Annotated in this window: 16 protein-coding genes and 1 pseudogene; 8 read left to right on the top strand and 9 right to left on the bottom strand. The window is 42.3% G+C overall.

The genetic code is table 11. The annotated features are described in order from the left end of the window. Positions 1–18: 18 nt before the first annotated feature. Positions 19–798, bottom strand: coding sequence for an alpha/beta hydrolase (locus GTU69_RS14775; protein WP_166171582.1), 780 nt, complete (start codon positions 796–798; stop codon positions 19–21). A 200-nt stretch (positions 799–998) separates the two neighbouring features. Between GTU69_RS14775 and GTU69_RS14780 the strand changes: the two genes are divergently transcribed. From GTU69_RS14780 to GTU69_RS14810, 7 genes are all read left to right on the top strand, one after another. Beyond that, complete coding sequence (locus GTU69_RS14780; RefSeq protein ID WP_166171584.1) at positions 999–1976, top strand: VOC family protein; 978 nt, start codon at positions 999–1001, stop codon at positions 1974–1976. A gap of 27 nt (positions 1977–2003) precedes the next feature. Beyond that, positions 2004–2906 (top strand): alpha/beta hydrolase, encoded by a 903-nt coding sequence (locus GTU69_RS14785; RefSeq protein WP_166171586.1) that lies wholly within the window; start codon positions 2004–2006, stop codon positions 2904–2906. Positions 2907–2943: 37 nt separating this feature from the next. Continuing rightward, positions 2944–3372 carry a lipocalin-like domain-containing protein gene (locus tag GTU69_RS14790; RefSeq protein WP_166171588.1) on the top strand — a complete coding sequence of 143 codons (429 nt, stop codon included), beginning with the start codon at positions 2944–2946 and terminating at the stop codon, positions 3370–3372. Between the two features lie 22 nt (positions 3373–3394). Beyond that, on the top strand, positions 3395–4225 hold the full coding sequence (locus tag GTU69_RS14795) for an alpha/beta hydrolase (RefSeq protein ID WP_166171590.1): 831 nt from the start codon (positions 3395–3397) through the stop codon (positions 4223–4225). A 19-nt stretch (positions 4226–4244) separates the two neighbouring features. Then, positions 4245–5387 (top strand): FAD-dependent monooxygenase, encoded by a 1143-nt coding sequence (locus GTU69_RS14800; RefSeq protein WP_166171592.1) that lies wholly within the window; start codon positions 4245–4247, stop codon positions 5385–5387. 121 nt (positions 5388–5508) lie between these two features. After that, positions 5509–6711 (top strand): MFS transporter, encoded by a 1203-nt coding sequence (locus GTU69_RS14805; protein WP_166171594.1) that lies wholly within the window; start codon positions 5509–5511, stop codon positions 6709–6711. Positions 6712–7034: 323 nt separating this feature from the next. Then, positions 7035–7475, top strand: a complete 441-nt coding sequence (locus GTU69_RS14810; RefSeq protein ID WP_166171596.1) for a DUF2147 domain-containing protein — start codon at positions 7035–7037, stop codon at positions 7473–7475. Positions 7476–7648: 173 nt separating this feature from the next. Here GTU69_RS14810 and GTU69_RS14815 read toward each other — a convergent pair whose 3' ends face one another. From GTU69_RS14815 to ribH, 6 genes and pseudogenes are all read right to left on the bottom strand, one after another. Next, a complete protein-coding gene (locus tag GTU69_RS14815; RefSeq protein WP_166171598.1) occupies positions 7649–8773 on the bottom strand; it encodes an FAD-dependent monooxygenase in 1125 nt (374 codons plus the stop codon). Positions 8774–8880: 107 nt separating this feature from the next. Continuing rightward, on the bottom strand, positions 8881–10221 hold the full coding sequence (locus tag GTU69_RS14820) for an MFS transporter (RefSeq protein WP_205683553.1): 1341 nt from the start codon (positions 10219–10221) through the stop codon (positions 8881–8883). Positions 10222–10387: 166 nt separating this feature from the next. Next, positions 10388–11602, bottom strand: coding sequence for a multidrug effflux MFS transporter (locus GTU69_RS14825; RefSeq protein ID WP_166171602.1), 1215 nt, complete (start codon positions 11600–11602; stop codon positions 10388–10390). Between the two features lie 75 nt (positions 11603–11677). Next, positions 11678–12481, bottom strand: a complete 804-nt coding sequence (locus GTU69_RS14830; protein ID WP_166171604.1) for an SDR family oxidoreductase — start codon at positions 12479–12481, stop codon at positions 11678–11680. A gap of 69 nt (positions 12482–12550) precedes the next feature. Then, positions 12551–13525, bottom strand: a complete 975-nt coding sequence (locus GTU69_RS14835) for a transporter (RefSeq protein WP_166171606.1) — start codon at positions 13523–13525, stop codon at positions 12551–12553. Positions 13526–13777: 252 nt separating this feature from the next. Further along, a pseudogene (gene ribH, locus GTU69_RS14840) lies at positions 13778–14051 on the bottom strand (6,7-dimethyl-8-ribityllumazine synthase); the annotation flags it as partial. A 165-nt stretch (positions 14052–14216) separates the two neighbouring features. Here ribH and GTU69_RS14845 point away from each other — a divergent pair. Next, complete coding sequence (locus GTU69_RS14845; RefSeq protein ID WP_166171608.1) at positions 14217–15929, top strand: sigma 54-interacting transcriptional regulator; 1713 nt, start codon at positions 14217–14219, stop codon at positions 15927–15929. Between the two features lie 95 nt (positions 15930–16024). Here the strand turns inward: GTU69_RS14845 and GTU69_RS14850 are convergent, their stop codons facing one another. Continuing rightward, complete coding sequence (locus tag GTU69_RS14850; RefSeq protein ID WP_166171610.1) at positions 16025–16879, bottom strand: fumarylacetoacetate hydrolase family protein; 855 nt, start codon at positions 16877–16879, stop codon at positions 16025–16027. 132 nt (positions 16880–17011) lie between these two features. Next, positions 17012–18043 carry a 4-hydroxy-2-oxovalerate aldolase gene (dmpG, locus tag GTU69_RS14855; RefSeq protein WP_166171612.1) on the bottom strand — a complete coding sequence of 344 codons (1032 nt, stop codon included), beginning with the start codon at positions 18041–18043 and terminating at the stop codon, positions 17012–17014. Positions 18044–18049: the final 6 nt, after the last annotated feature.

Here is an 18049-nt window from a genome sequence, read left to right on the forward strand (position 1 = left end):
TCACTCCATGAAAATCATTTATGGGTTAAAAAAATTAGTTAAATACTGTGTCACCTGATCAGGTGCTTCAAAATTACAGATATGACCACTACCATGAATAATTTCTAATTTCGCATTGGGTAATTGTACTGCCATCGTCTGCATATCTTCAACGGGGCCACCACCATGATCATGTTCTGCTGCGAGCAATAATACCGGCGCTGTGATGTGCCCTAGCTGATGTGAAAAATCCATCTCAATAAAAGCATTCACATAAGCACAGTAACCTTCAACTGTGGTGCGTTTAATCATGGCACGCAATTGCTGATCCACTTCCGGATGTGATACACGGAATTCTGTTGAGAGCCAACGGTCTACCGTAACATCACCCAGTTTATCCAAACCATTGGCCTGTGCTTTGGTGCAGCGTTCACGCCAAAATTCATGACGGTCATCTGGCTGACGAGGACGACAGCAGCACGCGACAATTTTTTCAATCCGCTCTGGATATGCCAGCCCTAGCGATAAACTTACAGAACCGCCAAAACCTAGACCGACTACACTACTTTTTTTAATCCCTAAGTGATCCCATAATGCAACAACGCCATCGACAATGCTTTGAAAAGAACATGGCTCTGGTGGCAAAGGACTGAGATTGTGCCCCCAAGGATCAAAGGTCAGTACCTGAAAATGCTCTGCTAGAATTTCAGCATGTACTGCCCAAAAACTTGCATCATTGCCAATACCTGGAATAAAGGTAACCCATGCCGCATCTGCTTTGCCTTGAACATGGTGATGAAATAATGGTAATGACCTCATGTCAGTTGAACTCCACTCATATCTTGTTTGAGCTTAATTAAACAAAAATGAGCGATACATCCTAGGTTTGAAATCCTAAATCAGATATCCAAAATATGCATAACTGCTTTATGAGTTAAATGCTATTTTCACATGCCAATGCTTCGTAAAGTGAAGACCAAGGATGAATAACACTTTGGTACTGACCAACGGAGTACGACATGACTGCAGCACAAAATTTTAAAATAAAAGGTTTAGACCGCATACGCTTTGGCGTTGAACAACTGGATGATGCTTTACGCTTTGCTAATGATTGGGGCCTGAAGCAAGTCGAAAGCGATCAGGATAATAGCTACCTTTTTGTGACCACAGACAATTCTCAAGTCGAAATTTTCCAAGCGGATACAACTAACCCTGACCGTACCCCTATCGGCAATCCAAGCGGCATGTGCGAAATGGTCTGGGGGGTAGAAGATCAAGCTAGTCTAGATGCTATTGTTGCAGAGCTGAGCACTGACCGTGAAGTAACTGTAGATGCTGACGGTACAGTACATAGTCAAGATGACTTGGGTATTCACATTGCTTTCCGTTTAGCCCAGCGCAGTTATGTGCCATTTAGCGATACACAATTTAACTCACCGAGCCAACCGAAACGTGTCAATAGCCGTGCCCCTCGTTACGAAAAAGCTCAGCCCTATGAAATCAGCCATTTAGCTATTGGTGTGGATCATGCGGGTGAAGCAGTGAAATTCTATTTAGACCGTTTAGGTTTTTTTGTATCAGACCGTTATGCAGATCGCGGTGTCTTTATTCGCTGTTCAGCCGAAGGTAACCATCATCACCTGTTCTTTATGAATGGCAAAGCACCAGGCACCCGCTTCAACCACCTTGCTTTTAAAGTTCGCGACATTCATGAAGTGATTTTTGGCGGTCAGCATATTGACAGCCAAGGTTGGCAAACTTTTGCAGGTCCTGGCCGTCATCGAGTTTCTTCAGCATGTTTCTGGTATTTCCTCACCCCATTTGGTGGCGCTTGGGAATATGCAGCAGATGAAGACATTGTAACCGAAGACTGGGAATCAACAGATTTTGCAGCGGAAGCACATATTTTCACCGAATGGACCTTTGGATTAGAAAAGTCCGACGGAACCTTGCGTGGTCCGATTTCACAAAGTAAAGCGCAATCACTAGAAGACTAAAGCTGACACTGAGACAAGGAGGAAAGCATGAATGCCACTGTTCATACCGAAGCAGAACATTATTGGGTTCAGCTAATTCATTCAGATGTGCGCATTATTCAAGGCAAATATAAAAGCCGTATTTTAGAAGCAGGCAATCCGAACAACCCTGCCCTATTTTTACTGCATGGCACTGGCGGTCATTTAGAAAATTATGCTCGCAACATTACAGCACTGGCTGAACATTTTCGTGTCATTGCGCTAGATTTTATTTGGCATGGCCGTTCACAGACCACAGGCTTTGATCATGAAGTCATTCCGGTACTGATTGATCAAATTCTGGATGTAATGCAGCAGCTGAATATTCCACGTGCACATTTTGAAGGCCAATCTATGGGTGGCTGGGTTGCCATGCAATTGGCAATTCAGCATCCAGAAAAAGTGGATCGTTTAGTTCTGACCACAACTATGGGTTACCGCCCGGATGCAGGTGCAATCCCTGACTATGTAGAACCCCATTGGGCAGCAAATTTACCAAGTTCGATTGAAGTCCTGAACAACCCAAGTTTTGAAAATGTCCGTACCCGGATGGCACGCATTTTAGCCAAGCCAGAACGTTTAACAGATGAAGCGATCCAGGTGCGTCAGACCTTATATCGTCAACCTGCTTTAGCTGATGTTCAAAAGCATTTCATTACTGAATATTTGTCTGGCGAAACTATTCAAAAACATACTGTAACTGATGCTTTAGCTAAAAAAATTCTAGCGCCGACATTAGTTTATTGGGGCGATGCCAACCGTACACCGCCTACTTTAGGACAGCATATTGCAGATCAGGTGCAACAAGGAAAATTTTACTGTGCGGAAGATACGGGACACTGGGCACAATTTGAAAGTGCCGATATCCACAACCAAGTGGTAACCGACTTCTTATTAAGCAAAAACCAATAAAACCAGATTTAAAAATTGAAAATTTAAGGAAGCAATAATGTCGAATATAGATTTAACCGGTCGCTGGGAATTGGTGACCTTTGCACAAAATTATGATGACGGACGCCAAGTTTTACCTATGGGTGAAGCACCGCAAGGCATTATCCAATATACCGCAGATGGCTATATGAGCTGCCAAATTACCAAAGCCGACCGCAGTAATTTTACAACTGGTGGTCAGTGGAGTGCTTCAGATGCTGAAAAAGCCGATGCTTATAACAGCATGCTGTCGTATGCAGGACGTTATGACGTTGACGGTAATACTGTAACCCATTATGTCGAGCTCAGTTTATTTCCAAATTGGATTGGCGGACAGCAAAAACGCACATTCTCTTTAGATGAACAAGGTCAGCTCAGTTTGACTGCACGTTTAGAAGAAAATACATCTGAAGCCCGCACTGCACTCCTGCTGTGGAAACGTGGTTAATTCAATTTTCAAGGAACGAATTATGAATACGATGACTAATCCTGAAATTGGCAAAAGCATCCAGTGCGGCCCCATTCAAACCAATTATCACGATATAGGACAAGGTGAGCCAGTACTGCTGCTGCATGGTTCAGGTCCTGGCGTCAGTGCATGGGCAAATTGGCGTTTGACTATTCAAGCACTGCAAAACGATTACCGCTTGCTAGCACCTGACTTTGCCGGTTTTGGTTATAGCACCTTCCCTGAAGATATCAGCTTTAACCGTGATACGTGGCTCAAGCAAATGGTAGATTTCCTTGATGCTTTAGGACTGGAAAAAGTGAATGTGATTGGTAACTCCTTTGGCGGCTCTATGGCTTTGGCATTGGCAATCTACTATCCGGAACGTGTCAATAAACTGATTCTCATGGGTAGCGTTGGGGTACCATTTGAACTGACCGCTGGTTTAGATGCTGTATGGGGCTATACACCATCGTTTGAAAACATGCAGGCAATCATGAAAATCTTTGCCTACAACCAAAATCTGGTGGGTGATGATTTGGTACAAATGCGCTATATCGCCAGCACCAAAGAAGATACGCGTGCAGCTTATGAACGTATGTTCCCTGCACCACGCCAGCAATGGGTTGAAGCAATGTCTCATTCTGAAGAAGCCATTCGCAAAATTAAGCAACCGACATTGATGGTACATGGTCGTGATGACAAAGTGATTCCGCTTTCAACATCTTTGACTATGCTGAACTGGATTGAAAATAGCCAAGTTCATATTTTCAGCCAATGCGGCCATTGGACCCAAATCGAGCACGCGAAAAGCTTTACCCAACTAGTTGCACAATTTTTAAAAGATCAATAATGCTTCAAGGATGAATCACATGACACAACATTCTGCCTCTGCAGGCAAAAAAGCTCTCATTATTGGCGCAGGTACAGCTGGCATGGCTTCTGCCATTACCCTCTCTCGCATTGGTATAGACATTGACCTGATTGATATCAACCCAAACTGGGGTGCACTGGGTGCAGGCCTGACCATTACCGGACCCACCCTACGTGCACTGAAACAACTTGGCGTTTATGACGAAGTGACTGAACAAGCTTATGTGGGTGACGGGATTCAAGTCTGCGATCCGCAAGGCAATCCGCTGCGCATTTTACCTACACCAATGCTAGAAGGCTCAGATACCGCTGGAAGTGGTGGCATCATGCGCCCAACCATGCATTCAATTATGCATAAATATGTTGAAGAAGCTGGTATCAAAATGCGTTTAGGTCTGACTGCGGATGCTTTTGAACAAGATGAAAATGGGGTGACGGTAACTTTCAGTGATGGCAGCCAAGGCTATTATGACTTTGTATTAGGTTCAGACGGCGTACTTTCAAAAACTCGCCAGCTGTTATTTCCTGACGCACCTAAAGCAGAATACACCGGTCAAAGCTGCTGGCGTTTATTCTTAAAGCGCCCAGCTTCCATTGAACGCCGCACCTATTTCCTGGGTGGTCCGGTGAAAGTCGGTTTTACCCCTGTTTCTAAAGATCACATGTATATGTTCTTATTGGAACGCTGCCCGCAGCGTTGGCAAGAACCTGAAGATAACTACAAAAATTTAAAGCAGTTGCTTGAAGGCTATGACGGCATTTTAGCTGAAATCCGTGAATCCTTAAGCGAAGCCGATAATCCAAATATCAACTTCCGTCCACTTGAATGCTTTGACCTTCCAGGACCATGGTATGTAGGAAAAGTATTACTTATTGGTGACTCAGCACACCCGACTACACCACAGTTAGCCTCAGGTGCAGGTATGGGCATTGAAGATGCTTTAGTACTCGCTGAAATCTTTGAAAAACAGGCAAATGTCGATCTGGCCTTTGCTGAATTTATGCAGCGCCGTGAGCAACGTTGCCGTTTAGTCACACAAAGTTCAATGGAAATTGGACGTTTGGAGCAACAGCGTGCACCAGTTGAACAGCAAACTGCTGTTGTAGAAAAAGCTCTGAATATTCTTAAAGAAGCCATTTAATCCGAAGCCCCGGTCACAGTTGATCGGGGCTTATTTTTTAAAACAAGAATTTATAGATCTACGTCTCAGCAACAAGCTCAGTGAAGAGCACACATTATTTGCATGCTAAAGGAGCAGCATTATGGTTCGTATCGAAAGCAAGCGTGGAATGCTTGCGCTGATGATGGCACACTGTGCCGGTATGGTTGATTTGGTTGCATTGCCGGTTTGGGTTGGGACACTGATTGCCCATTATCATTTTGATCCGCAGCAGGCAGGCGGATTAGCCACTTTATTTTTGATTGGTGCAGCAGGCGCCAGTATTTTCTTTGCCCCGCGCTTTAACCGTATTCAGGTGAAACTAGCTGCAGTGCTTGGTTTCGCTTTTGCAGCATTAGCTTTTATTTTATCAGCCAGCAATACCAGTTTCCCTATTTTGGCAGGCCTGCATTTCTTTGGCGGGCTTGCTGCAGGTACAGCACTCAGTGTCACTCATGGCACCATGGGTCACGGTATTAACCCTCATCGAATTTTCGGTATTGCCGGCCTTGCTATTGGTATTTTTGGGGTAATTTTCTTAGGTGGCACGCCAGGAATTATTCAACAGTTTGGCGGTTACAGTATGTTCTATGTACTGGCAGCAGTCATGCTGCTCGCGACATTAGCCTGCATTTTTTTCTTTCCCAAGCCTACACGTGCTGTCGATTTTGATAACTATGAGCAAATCAAAAACCTGCCGCCACTTGGTCGTCCTGTCTGGTTCTGCATGATTGGTGTCGCATTACTGGCGATGACACAAGCCATGACTTTAAGCTTTTATGAACGTATTGGGCTTGAGCGTGGTTTTAGCCGCGATATGGTGACTATGGCTCTGGTGATTTATGGCATCGTGACTATCTTCCCAGCACCATTAGCAGCGCTACTTGAAAAGCGTGTCAGCATCACCGCCATTATTACTTTTGGTCCAATCTTTCAGGGCATCTTCTCATTGCTAACTACCCAAACACATGAATATGCAGTTTTTGCCATGGCAGGCCCAATGATGGCATTTACCATTTTATTTGTGCATACCTTTGCTTTTGGTTTATTGGCACGTTTAGATCCAACAGGTCGTGCTGTAGCTGGTACACCAGCCATGCTAATGGTCGGCGCAGCAGTAGCACCATTTATTAGTGGCACCATTGTGAAATTTATCAGCTTTGAAGCGATTGGTTATGCTTGCTGTATTGTGGTAGCTGTACAGGTGTTCTTATTCAGTCAAACTCGCAAAGCTGTACTCACAGGTAAAACCAGTATTCCTATACAAGCCAAGCTGAAAAATAATGATACACAGCCAGCATGTTAGACTTAAATGCTCAAGTTAATTTCAACTTTTAAAATTCTTATTTCAGTTTAGTCAGGCTTTCCATGAGCCTGACTTTTTATTTCATATAGCAATGATAAAATTCACTTTCATTTAAATACCCGATTGCACCTACTTATCTAAATCATTGATAACTGATATCTTTTTTATTAAAAATTTAAAGCATTTTAGCCCTTGCCCTACATAAATGTACATTTTATATTCATTTTGGTTCATCAGGATTAGATCCTATTTTTTAAAATATTTTTAAATTTCAGCATTAAGCAATGGACTGTCAATTTCATTTTTAACCTAAAGGAACAACCATGGAACTGAAAGGGATATTCAGCGCAGGATGCATTGCGCTCATTTCAACAGCACTGCATGCAAAGCCCACATTGGATTTAACTGGTAACTGGAAAGTCATTGATGATAAAAGTGGCTTCACCCTAGTCAAGGTGAAGATCAGCTCCAATGCAGAACATCAATATAATGGTCATATTATTGCAGCATTTAACCCACCTAATATGCCTGCACAGGATTTAAGTTCATTGAAAGGCTTTCATTTATTGTTTGATCTGAAACAAGACCCCAAAGATCATTATAAACTATTGTCTGGGCAAGTATTCGACCCTGCTTTACAGCAGCGTTATAACATTAAGGGTAAAGTCAGCCGCAACGGCAATACCATGATTCTGCGCAGTCCATCTGATGCTGAAAAAGCCAGTCGGAAATTATCCTGGGTACGTATACGTAGTCCGTCTTAGTGAGAAACATGGATGAATAAAAAGCCTGCTTAATGCAGGCTTTTTATATAAAGCAGATAATACTTCTTCTAAAGGTCCCTTTTTATCATGCTGAATTAATTTGAAATATATTTCAGTACATCACATGAGGATGAAAAGGGGCTCTGTTAGTAATTCTAAACTGCTATTAGCTATTATAAATACGCTGAAGTGACTTCTTCAAAACCTTTGGCCAGCAGCATGCTTCTTGCCATCATCGATTCGCCTTCAATTTCCATCCGGCCAATTTCACCTGAAGTTTCTACCACGAATTGCGCACGCGCCAAGCGCTTCTGCATAAACTGTTCGAACACAGTTTCTAAATCATCACCATGCTCATCCAGCAATTTTGCTAAAACAATAGCATCTTCCACCGCAAGGCCCGCACCAGATCCTAAGTGTGGTGTGGTTGCATGTACAGCATCACCAATCAAAAGTGTGGAACCGCGATGCCAATCCGTATTGACCATCACACGCTCTAAAGGACGGTAAATAATCGGGGTATTTTCATCTATAGAATCTATATAAGGCTTTAACACGGCCTCAAATTCACTGAGCAGTTCTTTCGCCATATTTGGCAACACTTCCGGTTCACGCCAAACCTGATTTTTAGGCACACATTCCATCATGTACATATACATTTGGGTTGGACTGCACGGATTAAAGCCGACTTTCATTTTTTCAGACTGGAACATGCGGCCACGGATAATATCTGCAGGACGCTCGAACTGTAAACGCCAGCAGACCTGTCCAGTATATTCCGGTGCTGCCTGTTCTGGCATGAGCAATTGACGCAATTTAGAAAACACGCCATCTGCACCAATTACCAGGTCATAATACTGACTGCGGCCGCTTTCAAACTGGACAAAACTGCCCTGCTCGAGTGTGCTTTGAATGCTGGAAACGGTATCGCCTAAATACACCGGAATATCCAGTGCACGGACTTTGCTGGATAAAATATCATGTAATACAGGGCGCAAAATTGCACCCTCAGATGGGAAATCATCTGCAATCACCCGCTTAGACAATACTGTGCGAATGAAATTGCCATTTTGATCATAAATATCCACGCCATCATGCACAAAACCCTGCGACGCGATTTCGTTCTGCACACCTAAGTCACATAGTGCCCGCAAAGTCAGCACAGACAAGGTTAAACCTGTACCTAGCGCTTTCCAGTCTTCAGATTTTTCCACCAGTTCAACATCATGCTTGGACTGCTTAAGTTTAATGGCCGCTGCCATGCCGCCAATACCGCCGCCTAAAACCAATATTTTCATATTCAATTCCTTGAGTGAGTTGTTGCTGAGCGCTGCCTGCGCTGTTTTTCATATATAGCTGAATGGATTTTATGTTCAGCCTGTTAAACCTAATTAATTTAAAAACATTATTCTTTTGCGAAATCTGTAGAAGTATTTCTGTCTTTTGCTTCATTTTCGGCGATATTTTTAATCAGCATACACACGGTCATGACTACTGCCGGTATTGCCAATACCGTGAAGATTTGCGTCCAAGCCATGTTGTTGTTTGCCATATAACCCATGCATAGGGTGCCGACCACTGCACCAAAGCGGCCGATACCACACATCCAAGATACACCCGTGGTTCTAGCCTCAGTCGGATAAAACTTCGCAGCTAAAACCGGCAAGGAGGACTGCGCTGTGTTTTGCAAAGTTCCAGCACTGATCATCAGTACAATAAATATCAGCAATGACCAATGTATTGCTGTACCAAGCAGTGCGACACACACTGCGGTAAAAAACGTGCAAACTGCAATCACGTAGTTGCCGTTAAAGCGGTCCATCAACCAGCCATTTAGCATGGCCCCTATACCGCCCAGTGCAAATAAGCCAGATACAATTGGGCCTAAATGAGGAGGCATCCCTACTTCTTTAAACAGCACCGGCATCCAATTGACGATGCTATAAAAAATCATCAATCCTGAAAAGAAACAGATCCACAGGCTGAGTGTGCCTACAGCATATTTAGATGAAAACACGGTTCTCATGGCTTGCAGCATGGAAATGTTTGAACTGCTATTTTCCAGCTCAAATTGCTGCTCACGGGCGGATGCATTGATTTTGCCTAATATCTGCGGAATACGCTGATCATTTGTATTTTTCAGCAATAAATAGCGCACAGATTCAGGCAATAAAAACAGCATGCAAATACACAATAGAAATGGGATTACCCCACTGATCAGCAGCATGCTTTCCCAGCCAAAGTGCGGAATAATATAAGCAGCCGCAAAACCACCAACCGCAGCACCAATGGGGAAACCACAGTACATGGTATTGACGATAAATGCCCGTTTATGTGCAGGACAATATTCTGACAATAAGGTCACTGCGTTCGGTAAAGCGGCACCCAATCCCAATCCTGTAATAAAACGCAGTATTTCAAGTTGCGTTAAATTGATCGCAAAACTGGATAACACACAGCCTATAGAAAAGATAAACACAGAAACCAGCAATAAGGCCCTACGACCAAATCTATCTGCCAAAGGGCCTAAAACAATTGCTCCAATTGCTGCACCAATCAAAGCAGCGCTGAGTACAGGAATAATATCGGCTTTGCTGATCTGCCAATCATGAATTAAATCCGGTGCAATATAGCCCATGACAGCGGTATCCATGCCATCAAAAAAGGCCACTAAAAACATCATGATAAAAATCAGCGTCTGAAATCCTGACCATTTTTGCTGATCCAAGAAAGTTTGTATGTGCATCATTCAATCCTTGTTTCATGCATTGCAAACATTAAAGTCTGAATTCAGCATAGCCTAACCCTGTATCTATAATGATAGGCTAAGCTAGATATTAGATATATTTTAAATAGATAGCAGAAGTAAAAAAAGCCGCCTTTAAAAGACGGCAAACCAAGGAAACTTTAGTTTATGCAGCAGGATGCATATTAAAAAAACGTTTAGCGGCCAGAATAGAAACATTGGCGCAAAATACAAAGATCAGCATGGCCAGACTTAAATTGAGCAACGCTGACCAAGGCAGAATATTCAGCAATATGCCGCTAAACAGACCAAAGAAAAATTGTAGTCCACCCATTAAAGCACTCGCTGAACCAGCCTGCCTGCCTTGCTGTGACATGGCTAAAGCTGTGGAGTTTGGGGCAGTCAGACCAATGCCTGATACCGCTAAAAACAAACCGGCTAATACCAATGACAGACCCGTTTGTGGCAGCAATGCAGCAATGAACAGTAAGAACACGCCAACCATTTGCACCATTCCGCCAATACCGAGCCGTTGCAGCACCGAATATTTATGCTCCAGTTTATGATTCATCGCAGACAAAAACATGGTGCCCACTGCATTCAAGCCAAATGCATAAGCAAACTGCTGTTCATTTAAATGATAGCTATCCATCAAAACGGTAGAGGCCGCATTGATATAGCAGAACAGTATGCCAAAACTGAAACAGCCTGCGAGCATGGCAAAACGGTAACTTGAGTCCTGAAAAATTTTTAAATACAGCTGAAAAACATGCTTGAAGGAGAGCTTTAAGCGCCGATCTACCGGCAAAGTTTCTTTAAAGGCAAATATCACCCCAAGCAAACTGACTGCACCTAAGAATGCCAAGGCGATAAAAATAGAATGCCAGTGAAAAAACAGTAGCAGCCACGCGCCTAAAGTCGGTGCGATCACAGGTGCAACGCCCATCACAATCATCATGCTGGCAAAGGCTTTGGCAGCAGAGTTGGTATCCAGTACATCACGAATTGCAGCTCGTGCTAATACCAAGCCGACACAACTTCCTAAAGCTTGTAATACTCGGACGATTAATAGTGTCTGCAAATCATCAGCATAGATACACAATATGCTGGCAACAATATGCAGGCTAAGACCAAAAATCAGCGGGATCTTCCGGCCGATGCGGTCACTAATAGGGCCATATATCAGCTGTCCAATGGCAAGCCCGAAAAAGTAAGCCGGCAATGAACTTGATACCAAGAGTGTTGAAACTGAAAATTCTTTTGCCATATCCGGTAAAGCTGGCAAATACATGTCTGTGGATAGCGGCGCAATTGCTGTTAATAGCGCCAAAAGTAAAATCCAATTCAGGCTATATTTTTGTGCAGTCACAGCTTGTGTCATGTGATATATCCTTTATTTTGGCTGCACCGATCCATGAGCCTATTTTCAAGGTTCTGGTATATTGTTGTTTTCGTATTAGTGAGTAAGTACAGCCCGGTTCAGCAAACCTTGATCTGCAACAATGGTTTGCCCAGTCATAACTTTATTTTGTTTCGAAGCTAAAAATGCATACAGTGCCCCGTAGTCTTCTGCATCAGGCAATTCCTGCAGCAAGCTAATGGACTGGAACAAGTTTAAGAACGCATCTTTGGGAATATCAGACTGTTTTTGATGATCGAGATTCAATGCTTTCGGACCTTTCAGCTGGCTGTTACCAATAGCAGCCGGTGCGACACCATTGACCCGGATTTCGGGTGCAAACTCAAACGCCAATTGCTGAATCAGGCTTCGTATTGCTCCTTTGGTTGCAGTATAGACTGCGCCGCCACCATCTGCAGCATAAGCAGCCGTTGATGTAGTAAAAACCATGGCCCCTTTATTAGCTTTCAGTACATCTGCAAAAATATGCGCTGTGAGTAAATACCCTTTCACATTGACATGGAATAATTCATCAAATAGCTGATCCAGATGTGCAGCGGTCATATTCTTGATAGCTACATTGCCATCAAAAATGCCTTGTGCGCCAATCACTGCATCTAAGCGGCCGTATTTCTGCAAAATTTGCTGCTGGCAATGTTCCAAATCAGCAATCTTGGTCACATCACAAATCAACGCAAGATCATTGTCACTAAACTCTGATGCGAGCTGCTGGATTTTTTCACTGGAGATGTCAGTGACGATCACAGCTGCGCCTTGTGCCTTACAATAACGGGCAATACCCAAACCTAGACCGGAGCCTGCACCTGTAATCAAAACGATGTGATTTTCCAATAATGACATGCTTAAACTTCCTTATTGCAAAGGGCTGGATAAGCAGCCCTCATCAGCATTTTTCAAATGATGAATAGATTAAAATTCTGCAGGTAAATTAGCAGGTTTCGGGCGGTCTTTCATGTACATTGGCACTGAAATATTCAATGTAAAACGGCCATCATTGCTAACTGCATTCTTTGTTTCCAAATCCTTGCTCCAGCTCAAACCGACGAATAAGCCACGGCCAAAATCCTGTAGCAGCTGAACACCGAGCCCCATTTGACGTGCTTTACCACTGGTTGTACCAAAATATGCAGTTCCATTGTTTTCATCGCTGGTCACCTGTTCACGCACGTAGCCAATTGGACCAACCTGCAAACCTTGATGAATAAAATCAACTTTTTTCAGTAAAGTCGCATCAAAGAACAGCTCATCGCCTGAATCATATTTAGTCTTATCATTTTCAAAATTATAAAAATAATGTGACTCTAAGGAAATATTCCAATCCTGATTCATGAGGCTATAACCTACACGCGGATTGATCGACCAGTATTCACCGCTAGTATTGGTGTCGCCCAGTTTCCATGAACCCGTGGTCGTAATCACACCTAAGCCTGCACTGACAAATTGCCCCGGATTGAGTGTCCAAGCGACATCGGCAAAATGCACATCGATATTAGCAATATTATTATTTGAATGCTTGCCAACCTCTCCCAGCATTGGATTGCTGATGTCTTCCTCAGCCATAATGAAAGGAACTGCAAGCCATGCACGGTAATCACCACCCAATACTTTGAAGCCAGGAGTATAGATAAAGATTGAAGTTGATGCAGGCGCATTCAGCTTCAATCCCATATTATCGCCATTATCGTCTTTCAACTGACCGTTCAATAACTTAGTTGAACTGGTGTAATACAGACCAGGCGGTAAAGGCGCATTCAATGGAATCCCCATTGTGTTGCCAGCTGGCGCCTGTGGTGCAGCCCCCGGCTCTAAGGCATTAACTGTTTGTAAAACACATAAAGATAAAAAACTCAGAGCACACGTATACTTCAGATATTGTTTTAACATTGCCTACTCCATTAGGGCTGTTTGTTTCCAATACCTAAACTATTGAAATGAACAGAATGAAGTCACCAAAAAAGAATGAAAGCAGTTATCAAATTTATAGATATCATGCTTCTTTGGAAAAGAGATAAATTGCATGTGTAAACTGAGTAACAACGAAAATTCTAAAAATATATGAGTATCTTAAAAGGTAATACAAACTTAGTTATTATTTATAGCTTGGCCCATTATCTAGAATTTTGGTGGCTATTCAATTCAATCAACCATTTTCAGTAGATTTACCATTTCAATAGCAGTCAAGGCCGCTTCACTACCTTTATTACCTGTTTTTTACCCTAGCATTCAATCGCCTGTTCGATACTATCCGTAGTTAATACACCATTAAGACTGGCAAGCTCGTGTCCAAACCTACCATGCCCAGACTTTTGGCACATTCGCCAGCCACAAAATCGAAGTGAGACATGCTACCATGAATCACGGCGCCCAGCGCAATGATGACATCGAAACGATCTGAATCTGCCAGTTTTTCGCAACCACAGAATTGGCATACCAGCATTTCCAGATGACTACGACAGTTTTTGGTTTCTACCTAAGTTACCTTTTTAAACTTTTTATGCAATTGACTTATATAAATTGGCTCGTATGCTAAGACATGCAAAGGAATCACAAAAAGATTAGTGATAGGAACACTCAAATGACTCAAACGGTTCGTCTCAAGGATTGGGATAAGAGTTCCCCACATATTTCAGAAATCTCATCAAGACTGCGTTTTTCTTTTGAAACGGGACAAATTTGGTTAGATGAAGAACGTATGATGCTAATGCACTCTTCAGCCTTAATCGCTTTAAGAAAAGAGTTAATTGACACTCTAGGCATAGAACGTACCCGAGGAGTTTTAACCAGAATAGGTTATGCAGCTGGTTTACGTGATGCAGAGATTGTAAAAGCAAGTTATAAAGATTCATCCGATTTAGAACTATTGAGGAAAGGAACGTTACTACATGCTCTAGAAGGTATGGTCAAAGTTGAAATAAGAGAAATAGAAATAGATATCAAGAAAGGTACATATTATATAGATGCCATCTGGAAAAACTCTCTCGATCATTATCTTCATAAAAATTTATTTGGTGCAAATCACTCTCCAATAGCATGGTGTGAATTGGGTCATGCTACTGGATATGTAAGCGGTATTATGAATCGCTTTATTCTTCATAAGCAGATAGAGACAACACCGGAAGGTCCACGTTTTGTTGGTAAGCCGATTGAAGAATGGGGAGATATAGCTGAAGACCTTAAATACTATCAATCAGACTCACTGGTCGAAAACCTTCTGAGTTTGAAAGATCAGGTTGAAGACTTAAGAAAATCTCTGCCCCATCCTATTATGCCTAGCGACGTAATTGGAGATTCACCACGTTTTAAAGAAGCTTGGACTTTAGCCAAAAAAGCCTCATCTAGTAGTGTGACTGTGCTTTTATTGGGAGAAACAGGTGTAGGAAAAGATGTCTTTGCAAATGCGATTCATAATGCCAGCCCTCGAGCAAATCATCCCTTCGTAGCAGTCAATTGCGGTGCTCTACCTAATGACTTAATTGAATCCGAATTATTTGGTATAGAAAAAGGTGCATATACAGGAGCACAAAACTCAAGAGAAGGACGATTTGAACGAGCTGATGGTGGAACTTTATTTTTAGATGAGGTGGGTGAATTAAGCCTTCAAGCTCAAACGCGTTTACTTCGTGCACTACAGTCAGGTGAAATTGATCGTCTAGGTGGTACCGAAACACGCAAAGTTAATGTAAGGGTGATCGCAGCAACGAATGTTGATTTAGCTGAAGCCGTAGCTAAAGGTACATTTCGAAAAGATTTATATTACCGTTTGAATGTTTTTCCAGTCCCGATTCCACCTTTAAGAGAAAGAAAAGACGATATTTTAGCTTTAGCACAAAACTTTATTGACAAGTTTTCCGCTAGAGAAGGCCTTCGTATAAAGGGTTTAACAGATAAAGCTAAACATGCACTACAGTCTCATAATTGGCCTGGAAACATTCGAGAATTGGAAAATGTAATTGAACGAGGAATTATCTTGGCATCTCAAGATAGTTTCATTGATGCCTCGATGCTTTTCCCTCCTTCTTATACAACTTTATTGGATGAAAATATATCCGTTTTGGATCGGGAAGGTAAAATTTCAAAAGCAGTTCATCATCCCATGGAAGATTTCATTAATGAACTGCTCGATAAACAGGTATCTTTAGAAGAATTAGAGAATCTGGTGGTGAAATCCGCGGTTGAACGTTGTGAAGGAAATTTATGCGCCACCGCCCGCCTGCTCGGTATTAGCCGGGCTCAAATCGGTTATAAACATAAAAAAATTCTCAGTGAAACAGTAAATGATTTTGAGTAATTTTTTTCTTCAAATTTTTCTAGTCACTTTTTAATTTTTTTCATTAACCTGCTGGAAGATATTTTCAGTTATTCCAGCAGGTTAATTTTACAAATTTATGCTGAAACTTTATTTTCAATAAAACCGATGCTTTCTATTTCACATTTTACAATATCACCCTCGTGCAAAAACACTTGGGGATTCATTGCCACTCCAACACCCTCAGGGGTTCCTGTTGCGATAATATCACCAGGCTCTAAAGTAAATGCTGTTGATAAGTAAATGAGTTGATCATTAATACTGTGGATCATTTCAGAGGTGTTATTGGCTTGCCGTAGTTCTCCATTGACATAACATCGTAATTCTAATTTTTGTGGGTCTTTTATTTCATCTGCAGTGATAATCCATGGACCAATTGGACCATGAGTATCAAAGGATTTACCCATCGTAAATGTTGGGGTATGGAACTGCCAATCTCTAGCAGAAACATCATTCACAACCAAATAACCAAATATGGAATCTCGAACATTTTCCACGGTTAAGTTCTTCGATTTTTTTCCAATGACTACCCCTAATTCCACCTCGTAATCGAGTTGTTGAGTCACACCCGGATCAATAATGCCAAATGGATCATTTACACAGGTAATTTGTTTATTAAACCAGGTTTGATAAGCACGCTTCGCTACTCCTAACCGATCCGCTTCTTCTTCATGCTTTTTATAATTCATTCCAATTGCTAAAAACTTACCTGGACGAGGAACCGGAGCTAATAAGGTAACCTCGGATAATTTATAATGAGCTGATTTACCGGCACAAAATTGCTCAACAACATTCAGAGCATCTTTCCCATCTTGGATAATTTCTTGTAAGCTCTTATAAGGTAGATTAATTTTATTAAAATCAATTACACCTTGTTGTTGTATTAAACCAAATGAGATTTCATTATTAATTCTGAACCTGGTAAGTTTCATTTCAATTCCCTTTTTCCTTACAATTTATACAGCGAATTCCATTTACAGATAATTAAGCTTTAATAATTTAATTAAATATTTTAATCCAAGCTCTGAAAAAGGACTCAACGGATTGAGTCCTTTTTCATAAGATTAAAGACTGACCTGTTTAGATTTGAGCATATTTAAAGCCACATCAACAATCATATCTTCCTGACCACCGACCATACGACGCTTACCTAATTCGACCAGAATATCAAAGGCAGATAGACCATATTTTTCAGCAGCTGTTTCAGTATGACGCAGGAAGCTTGAATACACACCTGCATAACCGAGTGCCAGTGTTTCACGGTCTACACGTACTGGACGTTCCTGCAATGGACGCACAATATCTTCCGCAGCATCAATCAACTTTTTCACATCACAGCCATGATTCAAACCCATACGCTGTACAGCAGCAATAAAGACTTCAAGGGGTGCATTCCCTGCCCCTGCTCCCATACCGGTTAAACTGGCATCAATACGGTTACAGCCATGTTCCAAAGCCACAATGCTATTGGCTACACCTAGACTTAAATTATGATGCGCATGCATACCGGTTTCTGTTTCAGGATTTAACACGTCTTTCATCGCTTTGAATCGGTCAGCAATATCATACATGTTCATGGCACCCCCTGAATCCACCACATAAATACACTGGGCACCATAGCTTTCCATCAGCTTACCTTGCTGCGCCAAACCTTCAGGCGTATTCATGTGGCTCATCATTAAGAAACCAACCGTGTCCATGCCAAGTTCACGCGCATATTCAATATGTTGTTTGGAAACATCCGCTTCGGTGCAGTGAGTTGCCACACGCACCACGCGCGCACCAGCATCATAAGCCGCTTTTAAGTCATGTACTGTACCAATGCCCGGCAGCAGCAAAGTTGCAACTTTTGCATTTTTCACTTCACTGGCGACAGCTTCAATCCATTCCAGATCGGTATATGCACCAAAGCCATAGTTAAAGCTTGAGCCTTGTAGGCCATCACCATGCGCCACTTCAATACTGTCCACACCAGCCTCATCCAGGGCACGGGCAATTTGACGGACATGATCCAGAGAATACTGATGGCGAATGGCATGCATACCATCACGTAAGGTCACGTCTGACACATAGATTTTGCGTTCTTTATCCAACATGTTGAC

Origin of the sequence: Acinetobacter sp. SA01 (assembly GCF_011319235.1) — a bacterium.
Taxonomy (GTDB): domain Bacteria; phylum Pseudomonadota; class Gammaproteobacteria; order Pseudomonadales; family Moraxellaceae; genus Acinetobacter.

What these genes read in the sequence shown, in the direction of transcription:
- GTU69_RS14775 (WP_166171582.1), bottom strand. Translation starts at nt 798, where the DNA reads ATGAGGTCATTACCATTATTTCATCACCATGTTCAAGGCAAAGCAGAT.
- GTU69_RS14780 (WP_166171584.1), top strand. Translation starts at nt 999, where the DNA reads ATGACTGCAGCACAAAATTTTAAAATAAAAGGTTTAGACCGCATACGC.
- GTU69_RS14785 (WP_166171586.1), top strand. Translation starts at nt 2,004, where the DNA reads ATGAATGCCACTGTTCATACCGAAGCAGAACATTATTGGGTTCAGCTA.
- GTU69_RS14790 (WP_166171588.1), top strand. Translation starts at nt 2,944, where the DNA reads ATGTCGAATATAGATTTAACCGGTCGCTGGGAATTGGTGACCTTTGCA.
- GTU69_RS14795 (WP_166171590.1), top strand. Translation starts at nt 3,395, where the DNA reads ATGAATACGATGACTAATCCTGAAATTGGCAAAAGCATCCAGTGCGGC.
- GTU69_RS14800 (WP_166171592.1), top strand. Translation starts at nt 4,245, where the DNA reads ATGACACAACATTCTGCCTCTGCAGGCAAAAAAGCTCTCATTATTGGC.
- GTU69_RS14805 (WP_166171594.1), top strand. Translation starts at nt 5,509, where the DNA reads ATGGTTCGTATCGAAAGCAAGCGTGGAATGCTTGCGCTGATGATGGCA.
- GTU69_RS14810 (WP_166171596.1), top strand. Translation starts at nt 7,035, where the DNA reads ATGGAACTGAAAGGGATATTCAGCGCAGGATGCATTGCGCTCATTTCA.
- GTU69_RS14815 (WP_166171598.1), bottom strand. Translation starts at nt 8,773, where the DNA reads ATGAAAATATTGGTTTTAGGCGGCGGTATTGGCGGCATGGCAGCGGCC.
- GTU69_RS14820 (WP_205683553.1), bottom strand. Translation starts at nt 10,221, where the DNA reads ATGCACATACAAACTTTCTTGGATCAGCAAAAATGGTCAGGATTTCAG.
- GTU69_RS14825 (WP_166171602.1), bottom strand. Translation starts at nt 11,602, where the DNA reads ATGACACAAGCTGTGACTGCACAAAAATATAGCCTGAATTGGATTTTA.
- GTU69_RS14830 (WP_166171604.1), bottom strand. Translation starts at nt 12,481, where the DNA reads ATGTCATTATTGGAAAATCACATCGTTTTGATTACAGGTGCAGGCTCC.
- GTU69_RS14835 (WP_166171606.1), bottom strand. Translation starts at nt 13,525, where the DNA reads ATGTTAAAACAATATCTGAAGTATACGTGTGCTCTGAGTTTTTTATCT.
- GTU69_RS14845 (WP_166171608.1), top strand. Translation starts at nt 14,217, where the DNA reads ATGACTCAAACGGTTCGTCTCAAGGATTGGGATAAGAGTTCCCCACAT.
- GTU69_RS14850 (WP_166171610.1), bottom strand. Translation starts at nt 16,879, where the DNA reads ATGAAACTTACCAGGTTCAGAATTAATAATGAAATCTCATTTGGTTTA.
- dmpG (WP_166171612.1), bottom strand. Translation starts at nt 18,043, where the DNA reads ATGTTGGATAAAGAACGCAAAATCTATGTGTCAGACGTGACCTTACGT.